A 14,886-nucleotide genomic window follows, 5' to 3' on the forward strand; every position below is an offset into this window, starting at 1 on the left:
CAATTATTTACTGCGTTATCAAGTATGCAACTAAACTGTGCAATATAGTCTTTCATCTGAGTCTGCAAAGGGTCGTTTCTGGATCAATTACCGGATTGTAAAGAATTTTATACCCAAGCATTGATAGTTTACTGTCAGGCAATAATCCTCATTTTTATTTCCTGAATCACACTTGCGATAGTAGCGCCACCCGCTTAAGCTGTTTTGGCAATCAATCATAAGGAACAGACACATGAGTAAACTAGCTATTTTGGTATTTTCCGGTTATGGCCATACACTTAAAATTGCTCAGGCAGCTGCAGCCGATACCGATGCTGTACTGGTAGAAATCGATGCCAATGGCGAGCTGGATGATGATCAGTGGCAGCAATTGCATCAGGCCAAAGGTATCATCTTTGCTGCACCTACCTATATGGGCAATGTACCTTGGCAGTTTAAGAAAGTAGCCGACGCCACTTCCGGCCTGTGGGCAGAGCGTGCATGGCAAAATAAAGTGTTTGGCGGCTTCACCAACAGTGCCAGTTTTAGTGGCGACAAACAAGTAACCCTAATCTGGATGCAGACACTGGCAGCACAGCATGGCGGCATCTGGGTGAGTCTCGGACTACTGCCGGCCAACTCCAAAGAAGCAGCGCGCAATGATGTAAATGTACTCGGAGGTTCCATCGGAGCAATGGTTCAGACACCAGCCGATGCCAGTGTCGATGAGATTCCAGCCGGCGATATCGAAACTGTAAAAATCTACGTAGCTCGAGTAAGTGAAATTGTAGACAAATTGGCCTGAGCATTTCATTCTGTTTTTAGCTTACTTACAGAGTATCAGCCCGCCAGCTATTATTGTGTGTATTAACATTCAAAATAAGCTGAAGCGGGCTGTTGTGAAAAATTCCTTTGTCGTCTACAGATTATGCGGCTGCTTTCTGGTTTTCCACCATGAAGCCAGAATCGCCAGCAGTAAAGCAGTAAATACCACAGCCAGTGAAGCAAAAGAAGGAATGTGCCACCATTTTGCCACCAGCATTTTGGCACCGATAAAAGTCAGGACCACTGCCAACCCATATTTGAGATAAACAAATTTTTCAACCACATTGGCCAATAAAAAATACATCGCACGCAAACCAAGCACCGCGAAAATATTCGAAGTAAACACAATAAACGGATCAGTGGTCACAGCAAAGACAGCTGGTATACTGTCTACAGCAAAAACCACATCACTCAATTCAATCACTACCAATGTAAGCAATAATGGCGTGGCCATGCGCTGACCGTTTTCGATGGTAAAAAATTTCTCACGGTTAAATTGCTCACTGACGCGCATATGGCGGTGCAGCCAACCTATCAGTGGGTTATCAGCCAAACTTTTATTCTTATCTTTTTCCGGCAGCATCAGCTTAATCCCGCTATAAAGCAGGAATATACCAAACAGATACAGCACCCACTCAAAGCGGCTGACCAGAACTGCACCCAAAGCCACCATCACAGCACGTAGGACAATTGCCCCCAATACTCCGTACAATAACACTCGGTGTTGATACTCTGCCGGCACCTTAAAATAACTAAATATCAGCACGAAGACAAAAATATTGTCCACCGATAAAGATTTTTCCAGCACATAGCCAGTAAGAAAATCCATCACCGAATCAGCAGCCACCTCACTGCCCAGCATCGGATTATGCAGCAGCTCAAAATAGAGCCAGACAGCAAAACCAAGTGAAACAGTAATCCAGACGCATGTCCACAGCAGCGCTTCTTTAGTGCTAACGCGATGTACGCCTTCTTTTTTCAGCGTGAGCATATCTATCGCTATCATTACAATTATGATGACGATAAATACGCCATAAAATAAAGGTGTGCCCACTGAATTCAAATGAGGCTGCATAAATTCTTTCTTTTTAATATTTTTATCATTCAATTCCCGTTGCTAGAAGCCACTCTTCTAAACAAAATAAGAAACGAGCCAGTATTAAACAATAACATAGATACAACTACTACTGGCAACAGTTGTGCATATACAAACACTCTTCCGGTTCCAATTAAACGGATAATTCATTGCAATAACGATCAAAGCAGAAAATCTGGGGCTGACTGATACATGCATTATGAAATAAAACCGCGTTTTAAAAATTATCCCAAAACAGCGACAATAAAGCCCACTCCTACCACGGAGAACGATTTAAGCTCATTTCAGCACATTTCAATTATTATCAACCTTCCTCAATACCAAGCATAATGCTGAAAGTTTCAGAATACAAAATCATCGCTACATTAATATGGAAAAATAAAACTGGGATGACAGTTCTAACACTACAATCTTCGGATATCAGCCGTCATTTTTTACTTTTGGTTAAATTCAGATTGTCTTTCATTTCACTGATCACATACTTATAATTGAAAGAGCCCTTTCTTTATTAATATCAATTAATTCAGTATAAGAGCAACTTTAGAAAGCAGATATTGCTTGGTTTAGCTTATTTAATTAACTTGCACGTTACTCAGAGCAAAATTGTTTTCAGATTGTACTGTTTCACTGCTAGCCTGACGGCCAGATACAGATTTAGAATAGTCACATATTTACCCTATTTAATTAAATTTAAAAATAATATTTTAATTATTTCTTCTTTTATATTACAAAAATTATTCAAAATGAAAACTTAGTACAAACATCAACTTTCCTAAGCTGTATTTGATTTTACCAACCAATCAATGTTTACTTGCTTTGAATTTCAGATTCTTAAACGTTTCAGCACAACTTACCTGCCCAAATAAATATATGCAAGCGAAAAAGTTAATTTTTAATAAAAAAGGGAATGTTTGTATTTATATTATTGACTTTAAAAATGTTTTTATTATGTTTTACGGTAGATTTAAACTTTTATTTTGCGAAAAAGATAAAATGAAAAACTTTTACGATGATAATATGATATTTGCGCAACGCATTTATGAAATAGTAGAACTTCTTGGCAACCCTAATACTGTTGCAAAAAAAGCAGGTGTAACAGCATCATCAGTATTTAGATGGCTGCGAGGTGAATCCGACCCATCCAGAACAAATTTAATTAGGTTAGCAGATGCTGCTAATGTCAATATTGCCTGGCTTGCTACCGGAGAGGGTCAAAAATTCAAGGATAAAGAACAACTTGATACCAAAGATACAACAGATAGACACCTAGCAGTTAACGAAGCAGGAAAACTGGTAAATATAAAAGATTTTGTTTTTATTCCTGAATATGATATGAAAATTGGTGAAAACTACGGTTATATGACCAATGATGATGACCCCGTTTTAACTCTTGCTTTTCGCCGAGAATGGGTAACAGACTATTTGCACGCAAATCCACTAGACTTATCAGTAATGACGGTTAGGGGGGATTCAATGGCAGATATTTTGCTTGATGGTGACAAATTGTTAGTTAATCATGCTAAAAATAAACCTGCTACAGGTCTATATGTTTTAAAAATTGGTGATGAATTAATAGTAAAGCGCACTCAATTACTTCCAGATAACAAATTATCAGTAAAATCACAAAATCAGGCTTATGATCCTTTTATAATCGATTTAAAGAGTGACTTAGAAAATAAAATTGAAATTATTGGACGAATTGAGTGGTTTTGTCGTCAAATTTAAAACAGTACAGTATTTGATTTAAAAAGCTATAAATACTGTTTTAAAAGTGCTAAAGAATGTGCAATTTTTGCATATTTTGGTCTAAAAGAAAATCTTAATATTTTTTGTTATTGAACGGCTAAAATGCCCGTATTTCGGATATTTTAGCCATTTTTTTTGAGTATCTCCCTTAGTCTAAAAGAAAGCACTACCCCACATAAAAACCTTATAAACATGAAAAATTAAAAAACAAACTAAACAATAAAGAACTAAAGTTAAACAACAGCACTGAAAAAGCATACTCTCAATTTGGCAGGAACCTTTTCATCATCAAATATTTCAAGCTCATAAAAAATAAAATTTTCCGCCCAACCAGCATTAAATATCGTATATTTATTTCCATCCCACATTACCAGAACATTTACCTACGCAGAAACAGTATAAAAGCAGTCTAACCTACTGAGCCGAAATATTAATAAAGGAGAAAACGGATGAAAACAATGTCTGTAGCAGCGCAATGGCATCAATTATGCAACCACAACTACTGTGTCCGCTTTACCGATGTGATTCTCCGCAGCTACGGTCAGGTCATGCTCCAAAACAATGCATTATCTGGACTGATTTTTCTGCTAGGGGTACTGATGGGGGGATGCTTTACGGGCAAACCAATTATAGGAATAGCCAGTTTAGTGGCCGTAATCAGCGCCAACATCATGGCCTATGTGTATAAGCTTAATGAAAAAGCATGGCAGCAAGGTATCTATGGCTTCAATGCCTGTCTGACAGGCATTGCATTGGCTACGTTTTGTGAAAATTCACCCTATTTATGGTTCACTATCGTACTGGCATCCATACTTTCGGTCTTCATTACCAAAGCCTTAAGCACAATATTACAGCAATGGTATTTACCCTGTCTGACCATGCCCTTCATCCTGATTACATGGATATTCCTGTTGGCAATTCCTTCTTTTTCAGCGCTGTCACGAGTACAGGCAGATACCACTACCGCACAAATCACCAGCTTCACACTGTTGCACCTGCTGCCAAACAGCATTCTTGGCATTGCTGAAGTATTTTTATTCAACAGTATACTGGTAGGAATAACATTTTTAATCGCTCTGGCTGTTAATTCCCTCCGAATCACCCTATATGCCATAATCGGTTCAATCCTTGCCATCGGCATCGCCCTACTGTACGGAGGTCAACTTGAGCTTATTACACTGGGGCTTTATTCATTCAATGCGGTATTAACTGCTATTACATTGATTACCTTCAGCAATTCACCAGACAGTAAAACCAATTTCTATATTTTACTGGCTATAATTCTCACCGTATTTACTCAGTCTGCCCTTACTACTCTTCTGAAACCCTATTCACTTCCGGTACTGACCATGCCTTTTGTACTGGTCAGCTGGTTATGGCTGCTGATTAACCAGACACTAAATCAACGCTAGTTAAATGCAAAAATAAAAACATTCTTTTATGATAAAAAGATTCATTAGTAAAAATGATTTTGAGGGTAAAAATAAAACACCTAGTACTCTGCATAAGTATATTCATACTAGTGTAGATCCGGTAAATAAATTCGATCCAAGCGGATATATGGGGTTGGGCGATGTTATGACATGGCTTAATATCCAATTAAATTTGAATTTATTTAATACAGCCTAAAGAATACTTAACGTATACCATAAAATTAATGCTGTTTTAGATGTACTCTTTACTGTTCGAATGATTGGTGTTGTTGGAGGAAATATGCTCTATTGGAAAATACAATTGTCAGTGCAGTAGCATACAAGGGATTTGATTTTTCTGATGCAGGTACTCAATTTATAAGGTATGAAACATAAGCATTAACTTATAGGAGAACCAAGGTTGGGAGCTGGATATATATCAAAAATTGAACGTTAAATATTTGAAATCATATATATTATATAAATCAACAATGTTACCTCAGGCACAATCTCAGTTTCGTTTAGATAAAGTCAATGGACATCCTGTAAAACTATCATTTGGTTTTGGTGGACCAGGAAAAAATGAAACAGGAGCTATTTTTGGTACAGGTGTGGAAATGTCTGGAGATCGTCAATTATTCAGGATTAACTATGATTTTAAAGGAAAAATGATGCTTATAGCGGAGCAATAGGTTTTAAAATAGAAAAGATTAAAGTGCTTTGAGATAAAGATTTTCCATATCATATGGTTTATAAATGGGAGCGAGGAAATAATAAAAAGAAATTTAGATGATAGTGAAATAACACTACGGAAATAGTATTCATATTATGCGCTTAGTGCACTGCAAAAAATATTACTTAGTGTAACTGAAAATGGTGCGGCAAATGTAGAACAGGCTTAACTACATGAGCAAATTCAGCGATAGGCTGCTTTTCGTTGGTCAGGAATTTCTGTAATAGTACAATCCATACCATAAATTAAGGAGTAGAAAAATGCTGCACGAACCGAAAGCAAAGGGATGTCATTTATATATACTACCTGACGATTCTGTGATTATACAAGGATTCTTTCATGATAATTACGGTCCTGGTCTTGTCCATTCTCACGTCAGAGCGTGTATTTCAAAAGAGCTGATACCGGTATTGTTAGGTAAACTTGTATTAAAGATAACCAATACTTCTAAGTTTATTGACGTTCAAGAATGGGTAAAAGATGAAGATTCATATAACAAGGCCTTTTTAAGCTTTGCTGGCTATAAAAATTTTAGAAGGCTGGAAAAAGAGACTGCCTGTGTGATAATTAAATTGGCGAATAATGTGATCACGATTACGCCAACAGAGTATGACCGTAAAGATGGCGGATTTTCACACCTTGTCGATAAAGAGGTAACGTGCTCTCCCGATGCAGAGAGTATTTATGAGCATTTAATTCCGTTGCTCAAACGCAGTAACTATGAGCATTTAGCCTCTTAACAGCAATACAATAGCTAGTATTCAAGTTACCTTGATTAAAAAAAGATATAAATTAATGGATTCGATTTTTAATCGTTCTAAATAATTTGGTATACAGCACATGGTGTCAGTAGCTATATTTGGGCAAATACAGCATTTCGCCTTCAGGTCACAGGATTGATAAATGTTAAAAATTTTTAAAGCATTAGCATCTAAGCATAAGGAACCGAAAAGAAAGGGATGTAGTTTATACGTATTACCTGATAACTCTGTAATTATACAAGGCTATTCTTATGAGAATCACAGTCCTGGTTTTGTGAACTCTCGTGATATAGTGCGTATTTCAGAAGAGCTGATACCTGTATTGTTAGGTGAACTTGTATTAACGATAACCAATACCACTAAGTTTATTGACCTTAAAGAATGGGTAAAAGATCACGATTCATATACCAAGGCCTTTTTGAGCTTTGCTGGCTATAAGAACTATAGAAGGTTGGAAAAAGAGGCTGCTTATGTCTTTATTGAATTGGAGAATAATGTGATCACGATTACGCCAACAGAATATGGCCTTTACGGTAGAGGTGGATTTGGATTCCTTGTCAATAAAGAGGTAACGTGCTCTCCTGACGCAGAGAGTATTTATGAGCATTTGATTCCGTTGCTCAAACGCAGTAACTATGAGCATTTAGCCTCTTAACAGCAATACAATAGCCAGTAGTTAGGTTGCCTTAATTAAAAAATCCTCAGAAATTTCATATTTCTGAGGATTTTTGCGTAAATAAAAGGGATATAAAATAGATGGATTCGATTTTTAATTGTTCAAAATAAATTGATATACAGCACATGGTGTCAGTAGCTATACTTGGGCAAATACAGCATTTCGTTTTCAGGTCAAAGGATAGTAAATGTTAAAAATTTTTAAAGCATTAGCATCTAAGGACAAGGAACCGAAAACAAAAAGATGTAATTTGTATATATTACCCGATAATTCTTTTATTATACAAGGATTTTTTTATGAGAATTACAGTCCTGGGTTTGTTCATTCTCACGTCAGGGCGCGTATTTCAGAAGAGCTGATACCAGTATTGCTAGGTGAACTTGTATTAACGATAACCAATACCACTAAGTTTATTGACCTTAAAGAATGGGCAAAAGATCACGATTCATATTCCAAGGCCTTTCTGAGCTTTGCTGGCTATAAAAATTTTAGAAGGCTGGAAAAAGAGACTGTCTGTGTGATAATTAAATTGGCGAATAATGTGATCACGATTACGCCAACAGAGTATGACCGTAAAGATGGCGGATTTTCACACCTTGTCGATAAAGAGGTAACGTGCTCTCCCGATGCAGAGAGTATTTATGAACATTTGATTCCTTTGCTCAAACGCAGTAACTATGAACATTTAGCCTCTTAACTGCAATACAATAGCCAGTAGTTAGGTTGCCTTAATTAAAAAAATCCTCAGAAATTTCATATTTCTGAGGATTTTTGCGTAAATAAAACGGATATAAAATAGATAGATTTGATTTTTTGATCGTATGAGTAAAGTGAGTAAAGAAATTTGAAAAAAAATTTTGATAATATCCCATCGGATAAAAGGCAAATTAATTTACTATTAAAAAAGACTGCCATAATGGCAGTCTTTTTGGGTGCAATATCTTGCAAACAAGATTAACGTTTGAACATATTGCCGTATTTCTGATTGAATTTGTCCACGCGACCAGTAGAGTCAACGATTTTCTGTTTACCGGTATAGAACGGATGACAAGCAGAGCATACTTCAATATTGAAAGTATCTTTTTCCATTGCAGATTTAGTTACAAAAGTATTACCGCAGGAGCAAGTCACAGTTACGTCGTGGTAGTTAGGTTGAATGCTGTTATTCATAGTATCGTCCTTAGTTAAGCGGGCACAGGGGATGTGCCTGTACCTCTTGAAACGGATGTCTGGAATCGGGCGATTATACTCGCATGAGTAAAATTTTCAAGTAAATCAGCACACAGAACAGCCATATTACACAGATGACCTGTGAAAAAGATGCACTTATTACCAGATTCAAAACATACCATACATTAAAAGTATAATACTGCTGTCAAGCCCCTGATTCAGAATAGATCCATAGTCTCTTTAATATCTGTTTTAGATAAAGAAAAAATCAGGCACGGCGCCAGCTTGTACCATTAGCACCATCTTCCAACACAATACCGGCAGCCGTTAGCTCATCGCGAATACGGTCTGATTCTGCCCAGTTGCGTTCTGCACGCGCCTGCTGCCGTGCAGCAATCATCGCTTCAATGGTGGCATTATCAAGACCTTGTACGCCTTCACCCACTTCATTCTGCAAAAACGCCTCCGGATCACGCTGTAACAAACCCAGCAGACCACCCAGCCCTTTTAAGCACCCTGCCAATTGCGCATTATGAGTTTTATTAATTTCATTGGCCAGTTCGAATAGAACGGCAACAGCTTCCACTGTAGCAAAATCATCATTCATTGCAGCATAGAACCGGCGCGTATAATCATTTAAATCCGCATTAACTTCAACATCTGCGGCTGTTGTGTTTTTCAATGCTGTATACAAACGCGTCAAACTGCCTCTGGCATCATCAAGATGTGCGTCAGAATAATTTAAAGGACTGCGATAATGGGCACGCAAAATGAAAAAACGCACCACCTCTGCATCGTATTTTTGCAACACTTCGCGGATAGTGAAGAAGTTTCCAAGGGATTTAGACATTTTTTCATTATCCACACGAATAAACCCATTATGTAGCCAATATTTTACATGGCTAGCAAAGTGATTTTTTTCCGTGCAACAACCTTGTTTTTCTGCACCGCAGCTCTGAGCAATCTCATTTTCATGGTGAGGAAACTGTAAATCAGCTCCACCACCGTGGATATCAAAATTCTCACCCAACAAAGCTTTGCTCATAGCCGAACACTCAATATGCCAGCCCGGCCGACCACGTCCCCACGGGCTGTCCCACGCCGGTTCATGGGGTTTGGCCGCTTTCCACAACACAAAATCCAAGGGATCACGCTTGTAGCCATCCACATCCACTCGTTCACCAGCGCGCAAATCATCCAAACTCTTACCGCTCAGCTGGCCATAGTCAGGAAACTCACGTACCGCATAAAATACATCACCATTCTCAGCCAAATAAGCTTTACCATTTGCCATGATCTCTTCAATCATGGCAATCATCTGTCCAATATACTGTGTGGCTCTCGGCTCATGGTTTGGTGGCAGCACACCTAAAGCAGCCGCATCCTCATGCATAGCCAGAATATAATAATCAGTCAGTTCAGAAATACTGATGCCGCGCTCATTTGCCCGATTAATAATCTTATCGTCTATATCAGTAATATTACGCACATAATCAAGCTCATAGCCCAGCTCACGTATCCAGCGCGCCACCATATCAAACACAATCATCACCCGTGCATGCCCCAGATGGCAATAATCATAAACGGTCATGCCACACACATACATACGCACCTGTGGTGGATTAATCGGTGTAAATTTCTGTTTGTTTCTAGTTAAGGTGTTATACAAGCTGAGCATGTCTGGTTCCAAAGTGACTGATAGTAGCCCTGAATACAGGTAATTTAATTGAATGAGGCTAAACTGGCCGTTTTCAAGGGCGAACGAGCCTCAAACACGTTTAAATAAGACTAAATTGTAATATAGCGCAGTAAACTTGTCGCTTAAACCAGCATTGCTACAAAATAAATTACAGATATGCAAACCGGACAGAATATTTTCAGTTTGCGCACCTCCTCCCTCCCTCACTTGCTTTTCTGCTATAGATAGCATAAAACATACATGTGAAAACCATAATCAAATTTTAAGAGAAGGAGTAAGTATGACCATCATGAAACCATTGGCTGCACTCGCTGCCGCCACTACCTTAGCCCTGACTGGCTGTGTTACCGATCCTAGTACCGGCCAAACCCATGCCAGCAAAACCGCTGTTTACGGCCTAAGTGGAGCTGCCGTGTGCGGAATCGTTGGTGCAATTACCCACAATAGCCGAGGTGCACGTAATGCTGCTCTGGGCTGTGGTGCTATCGGTGCTGGCATCGGCGCTTATATGGATTACCAAGAAAAACTATTGCGTCAAAAACTGGCTAATACAAATGTTGAAGTACAGCGCGAAGGTGACCAGATTAAACTCACCATGCCAGAAAACATCACATTTGCAACTAATAGCTCTGAATTAAGCAGCGCCGCCACATCTTCCCTATCTTCTGTAGCTGAGATTCTGGCTAAATATGTGGATACCAATATCACCATCGCTGGTTATACCGACAGCACCGGTAATGACAATATCAATAGGCCATTATCACAACGTCGCGCTGAGTCTGTTTCCACATTCCTGAGCGCCCGTGGCGTCGCCAGCAATCGTATTAGCGCAGTAGGCTACGGTTCTGCCAATCCAATCGCCAGCAATGCCACAGTGGAAGGACGTGCCAAAAATCGCCGTGTAGAAATTCGTGTTAACCCTGTTCAACAAACAGCTACCACCACTACACAACAAACCACTACCTACGTACAGTAACGACTAAAAGGCGTGATAGACAATATATCGTTTCATTCAGTCTGTCACGCCTTAAATTTACAAGTTTTTCAAAATGATATTCATTTACAATATTAAATGTGTTAGTATTTAATAACATTTATTAACTATTGAAATGAATAATTATGCAAAATCCAACAAATAATAACACTTTCAACTCTTCTTCAGGCAATCTTGCGCCAGTTATGTCTATTGGGGACTGGCTCATTATGTTTATTGTATTTTGCATACCCATTGTCAATCTGATCATGGTTTTAGTCTGGGCTTTTAGTGGCAACGGCAATCCTAACCGCTCTAATTTTTGCAAAGCATACCTGATAGTCATGGCAATAACAGTAATTCTATATATAATTGTACTAGCCATTTTCGGAAGCATAATCGCTAATTCACCGCATCAGTTTTAATGCTCAAAGCAATGATGATTAAGTTTGATAACTTAATCACAATTAAGCCAAGCTATCCATCATTTAATCCGTAATAAAATATGCGCAATAATCACCAAGCACTTCAGACAGAAGTGCTTGTTTTAAAATAAAATATGATAGTATTAATAATAATACTAACGTAAAAAAGAGATATTAAAAATAAAAAATTCATAGCTCAATTTGGAGGAGTTAATCCAGCCAAAAGCAAATTTGAGCAGATATAACGACCATCATTGCAATACTAAAGTCGGATAGACTTACTAAATTCCGACAATCTTAATTTACTGTAATTACCCGAACAAGTTACTATTCATACCAATCTCATTTTTCTCCTAAAAGAATAAAACATAAATATGCAAATTGATTATTAATAAATAAAAATCTGAATACAAAAAACATTTATCGCGATTCTCAAGCCAAAAAACCGATAACGGTCAGTGATGCATTCCATTAAAAATTAAATTTAATTCCCTACCATAAGTATTTTTGTTTATTTTTTATCATCTAGAAATCAGGTACCTGCTTTACATTTAATACACATCAGCTTATAAAAAAAGTAAGCATATTTTCTACATAAACTAATTTCTGAAAATACCTGAACGAATATCATAAATGTGCACCAATGCTTACAGTAGAAAATATAAGAGCAGCTTCAAACTATTTATATAGACAAACACATTATTAATTAACTCTTACACCAGCGATAAGTATCTGAAGCACTTAGCAAATAAAAAGCACTTCAAACTGAAGTGCTTTTTACTAACAAGCTATACTTATACATCCAATGAGCGATGCAGTTTCGCCTGCCGTTCAATACGTTTATTAATAAACCATTGTTGTGCTAGCGTCAAAATATTGTTCGTCAGCCAGTACAGTACCAGACCGGCAGGGAAAAAGAAGAACATCACAGAAAACGCTACCGGCATGATTTTCATCATTTTAGCCTGCATCGGATCCGTAGGAGGCGGATTCATAAAGGTTTGCAAATACATGGTCAGTGCCATCAATACCGGCAAAATGTAATAAGGATCCTGACGTCCCAAATCGGTAATCCAGCCAATCCATGGAGCACCACGCAATTCTACCGAAGCAAACAGTGCCCAGTACAAACCGATGAAAACCGGTATCTGCAACAGCATAGGCAGGCAGCCGCCAACAGGATTGATTTTTTCCTTTTTGTACAACGACATCATTTCTTGCTGCATACGCATGCGGTCATCGCCATACTGGTCTTTCAATGCCTGCAAGCGAGGTGCTACAGCACGCATCTTAGCCATGGACTTATATGAAGCATGAGTAAGCGGGAAAAGAATAGCTTTTACTGTAAGCGTCAGCAGAATAATTGCCCAGCCCCAGTTCTGTACCAGTCCATGCCACCAGTTTAACAGCCAAAATAACGGTGAAGAAAACAGCGATACCTTGCCATAATCTTTAATCATCTGCAGATGATCAGCTACCTTAGTAATCACTGAATAAATCTGCGGACCAGAATATAAAGAAATGCCGAAGCTAGCACTGGAATTAGCGGGAATATCTTTTACTGGTACACGCACGCCTGCCGAATATAAGCCATCACTACGTTTGCGAATATCAATTTTGCAATCATCATTGCTGCCACAAACACTGCTGCCCTCTTTCGGCTGCAGAATCCACGTAGTCATAAAGTAGTGCTGGGTCATACCAATCCAGCCGGTATTGGTTTTACGCTGATAGTCTGCTCGGTCACGACCGGAAGCATAATCGCTGTCCAGATCTTTAAAAGCCACTTTTTCAAATTTACCATTGGGCGTATACAGCACCGGACCAGTATAGGTGTGATCAAAATAGCCAGTACCTTCCGGCTCCTTGTCATCACGCAAAACCCGATAGGCCACATCCATTTGCAGCGGCTGTGCATTGTGATTGGCAATTTCATAGCGAAGGCCAATCAAATAACTACCTTTAGTAAAGGTATAAATCTTACTTACCTGCACACCGTTCTGTTCTGCTGCTGTCAAACGCACATCCAGCTTGTCGCCATTAAGTGTGTATTGTTTTTGCGGCGCAGTAAAAATCAGATTTTTAAACTGATAATCACCCTGACGGTTTAATAATACCGACTGGGCAATGTACTGATGGCCATCCGCACCATTATCCAGCAGCACAAATGGCTTACTGGCATCACTGGTAGCTTTGTATTTAGTCAGTGTAAGCTGGCGCAAATCGCCAGTTTTTTCATCAATAACCGCCTTAACAGTATCCGTAGTGACCGTAACTGGCTCAGTTTTACTTAATGCACCCTCAGCTCCCACGCCAGTGGAAACTGCATTGCTCGTAGATGATGTTTGTTGTGCCGCTGGATGATTTTCGGGTTGTGGGTATAATTTTTCCCAACCCAGCAAAATGGCCATGGTCAGCACAAAAAATATCAGTAATCGTTTAAAATCCATAGTGTATTCCGTGTGTATTCGCTAAGGAAGTGGGTCATGACCGCAACCACCCCAAGGATGACAGCGGCAAATGCGCTTGATTGCCAGCCAGCCACCCTTGAATACCCCGTATTTTTGCAGAGCGAGTACTGCATATTGCGAACAGGTCGGGCTATAGCGGCAACGGGGCGGTAAAAGCGGGCTGATGGCATACTGGTAAAACCGAATCAGACCCAGCAATAAATATTTCATTGCGACTTTGCTTTACACCCGTCAGCTGCCACAAGCAACTGTTGTAAAGTCTTGATTACACCAGCATAATCCGCATGCCGGAAGGGCTGGCGTACACGAATGATTATATCTGCCGGCGGCAATTCATGCCGGTGCAGGCGAAACCATTCTCTTAATACACGTTTCATATAATTGCGCCGATTGGCTCGTTTGGCCACTTTTTTGGCCACTACCAAACCCAGACGCGGAAAACCAAGTGTATTGCGTGCATGAAACACCTGAATCCAAGCACGGCTTTTCTGGCAACGTAACGCAAAAACGGATGAAAAATCATCCGTTTTTAAAAGGCGATATTTTTTGCCAAAATGATAATCCATTCTTGTGCTTACACAGCCAAACGTTTACGACCCTTGGCACGACGGGCAGCCAGTACAGCACGTCCACCGCGTGTTTTGCTGCGAACCAGAAAGCCATGAGTGCGTTTGCGACGGGTAACGGATGGTTGATAAGTACGTTTCATAATTTATTCCCGAATTAACTTTAAATAAAACGTAGCATTACACAACAAGAACAGCACTTTGTCAATCAATATAATCTACAGAAAACCCAGACTGCAAACGGGTTAACACAGAGTGCAAATCGTGGTCATAAAGTTCTTTATTGCGTATAATTAGCATAATAGGCGATACCTGTTTCCATTACTTAAGCCATGTCCCATTGGCAGACAAAAT

15 protein-coding genes are annotated in these 14,886 nt (G+C 39.1%); 8 read left to right on the forward strand and 7 right to left on the reverse strand.

What is annotated here, in order from left to right; all coding sequences use genetic code 11:
• Positions 1-232: 232 nt before the first annotated feature.
• The gene (locus ABU615_RS05420) at positions 233-784 is read left to right on the forward strand and encodes a flavodoxin family protein (protein ID WP_100140719.1); all 552 of its coding nucleotides are present in this window, start codon (positions 233-235) and stop codon (positions 782-784) included.
• Positions 785-898: 114 nt separating this feature from the next.
• On the opposite strand, the gene ABU615_RS05425 is transcribed toward ABU615_RS05420, so the two are convergent.
• Complete coding sequence (locus ABU615_RS05425) at positions 899-1,879, reverse strand: TerC family protein (protein WP_370388660.1); 981 nt, start codon at positions 1,877-1,879, stop codon at positions 899-901.
• An 891-nt stretch (positions 1,880-2,770) separates the two neighbouring features.
• Between ABU615_RS05425 and ABU615_RS05430 the strand changes: the two genes are divergently transcribed.
• From ABU615_RS05430 to ABU615_RS05455, 6 genes are all read left to right on the forward strand, one after another.
• Positions 2,771-3,625 carry an XRE family transcriptional regulator gene (locus tag ABU615_RS05430; RefSeq protein ID WP_370388661.1) on the forward strand — a complete coding sequence of 285 codons (855 nt, stop codon included), beginning with the start codon at positions 2,771-2,773 and terminating at the stop codon, positions 3,623-3,625.
• 470 nt (positions 3,626-4,095) lie between these two features.
• On the forward strand, positions 4,096-5,058 hold the full coding sequence (locus ABU615_RS05435; RefSeq protein ID WP_367486784.1) for an urea transporter: 963 nt from the start codon (positions 4,096-4,098) through the stop codon (positions 5,056-5,058).
• A 491-nt stretch (positions 5,059-5,549) separates the two neighbouring features.
• Entirely contained in the window at positions 5,550-5,750 is a 201-nt protein-coding gene (locus tag ABU615_RS05440; RefSeq protein ID WP_267391582.1) for a hypothetical protein, read from the forward strand.
• A gap of 301 nt (positions 5,751-6,051) precedes the next feature.
• Positions 6,052-6,531, forward strand: coding sequence for a contact-dependent growth inhibition system immunity protein (locus tag ABU615_RS05445; protein ID WP_370388662.1), 480 nt, complete (start codon positions 6,052-6,054; stop codon positions 6,529-6,531).
• 163 nt (positions 6,532-6,694) lie between these two features.
• On the forward strand, positions 6,695-7,207 hold the full coding sequence (locus ABU615_RS05450; RefSeq protein WP_367578654.1) for a hypothetical protein: 513 nt from the start codon (positions 6,695-6,697) through the stop codon (positions 7,205-7,207).
• A 208-nt stretch (positions 7,208-7,415) separates the two neighbouring features.
• Entirely contained in the window at positions 7,416-7,925 is a 510-nt protein-coding gene (locus ABU615_RS05455; protein WP_367486773.1) for a contact-dependent growth inhibition system immunity protein, read from the forward strand.
• Positions 7,926-8,182: 257 nt separating this feature from the next.
• Here ABU615_RS05455 and rpmE read toward each other — a convergent pair whose 3' ends face one another.
• Positions 8,183-8,398, reverse strand: coding sequence for a 50S ribosomal protein L31 (gene rpmE, locus ABU615_RS05460; protein ID WP_100090964.1), 216 nt, complete (start codon positions 8,396-8,398; stop codon positions 8,183-8,185).
• Between the two features lie 268 nt (positions 8,399-8,666).
• Positions 8,667-10,076 (reverse strand): cysteine--tRNA ligase, encoded by a 1,410-nt coding sequence (cysS, locus tag ABU615_RS05465; RefSeq protein ID WP_370388663.1) that lies wholly within the window; start codon positions 10,074-10,076, stop codon positions 8,667-8,669.
• 301 nt (positions 10,077-10,377) lie between these two features.
• Between cysS and ABU615_RS05470 the strand changes: the two genes are divergently transcribed.
• Entirely contained in the window at positions 10,378-11,073 is a 696-nt protein-coding gene (locus ABU615_RS05470) for an OmpA family protein (protein WP_100151878.1), read from the forward strand.
• A 1,216-nt stretch (positions 11,074-12,289) separates the two neighbouring features.
• Here the strand turns inward: ABU615_RS05470 and yidC are convergent.
• Genes yidC through rpmH form a run of 4 tightly spaced genes read right to left on the reverse strand, consistent with a single transcriptional unit; the run spans position 12,290 to position 14,675 of the window.
• Positions 12,290-13,945: a membrane protein insertase YidC gene (yidC, locus tag ABU615_RS05475; RefSeq protein ID WP_267391579.1), complete on the reverse strand. Its 1,656-nt coding sequence runs from the start codon at positions 13,943-13,945 to the stop codon at positions 12,290-12,292.
• Positions 13,946-13,966: 21 nt separating this feature from the next.
• On the reverse strand, positions 13,967-14,176 hold the full coding sequence (yidD, locus tag ABU615_RS05480; protein ID WP_267391578.1) for a membrane protein insertion efficiency factor YidD: 210 nt from the start codon (positions 14,174-14,176) through the stop codon (positions 13,967-13,969).
• On the reverse strand, positions 14,173-14,532 hold the full coding sequence (rnpA, locus tag ABU615_RS05485) for a ribonuclease P protein component (RefSeq protein WP_267403867.1): 360 nt from the start codon (positions 14,530-14,532) through the stop codon (positions 14,173-14,175). Before rnpA ends, yidD begins: the two co-directional genes overlap by 4 nt.
• An 8-nt stretch (positions 14,533-14,540) precedes the next feature.
• On the reverse strand, positions 14,541-14,675 hold the full coding sequence (rpmH, locus tag ABU615_RS05490; RefSeq protein WP_004283944.1) for a 50S ribosomal protein L34: 135 nt from the start codon (positions 14,673-14,675) through the stop codon (positions 14,541-14,543).
• Positions 14,676-14,886: the final 211 nt, after the last annotated feature.

This window comes from Snodgrassella alvi (genome assembly GCF_040741455.2).
Lineage (GTDB): Bacteria > Pseudomonadota > Gammaproteobacteria > Burkholderiales > Neisseriaceae > Snodgrassella > Snodgrassella alvi_E.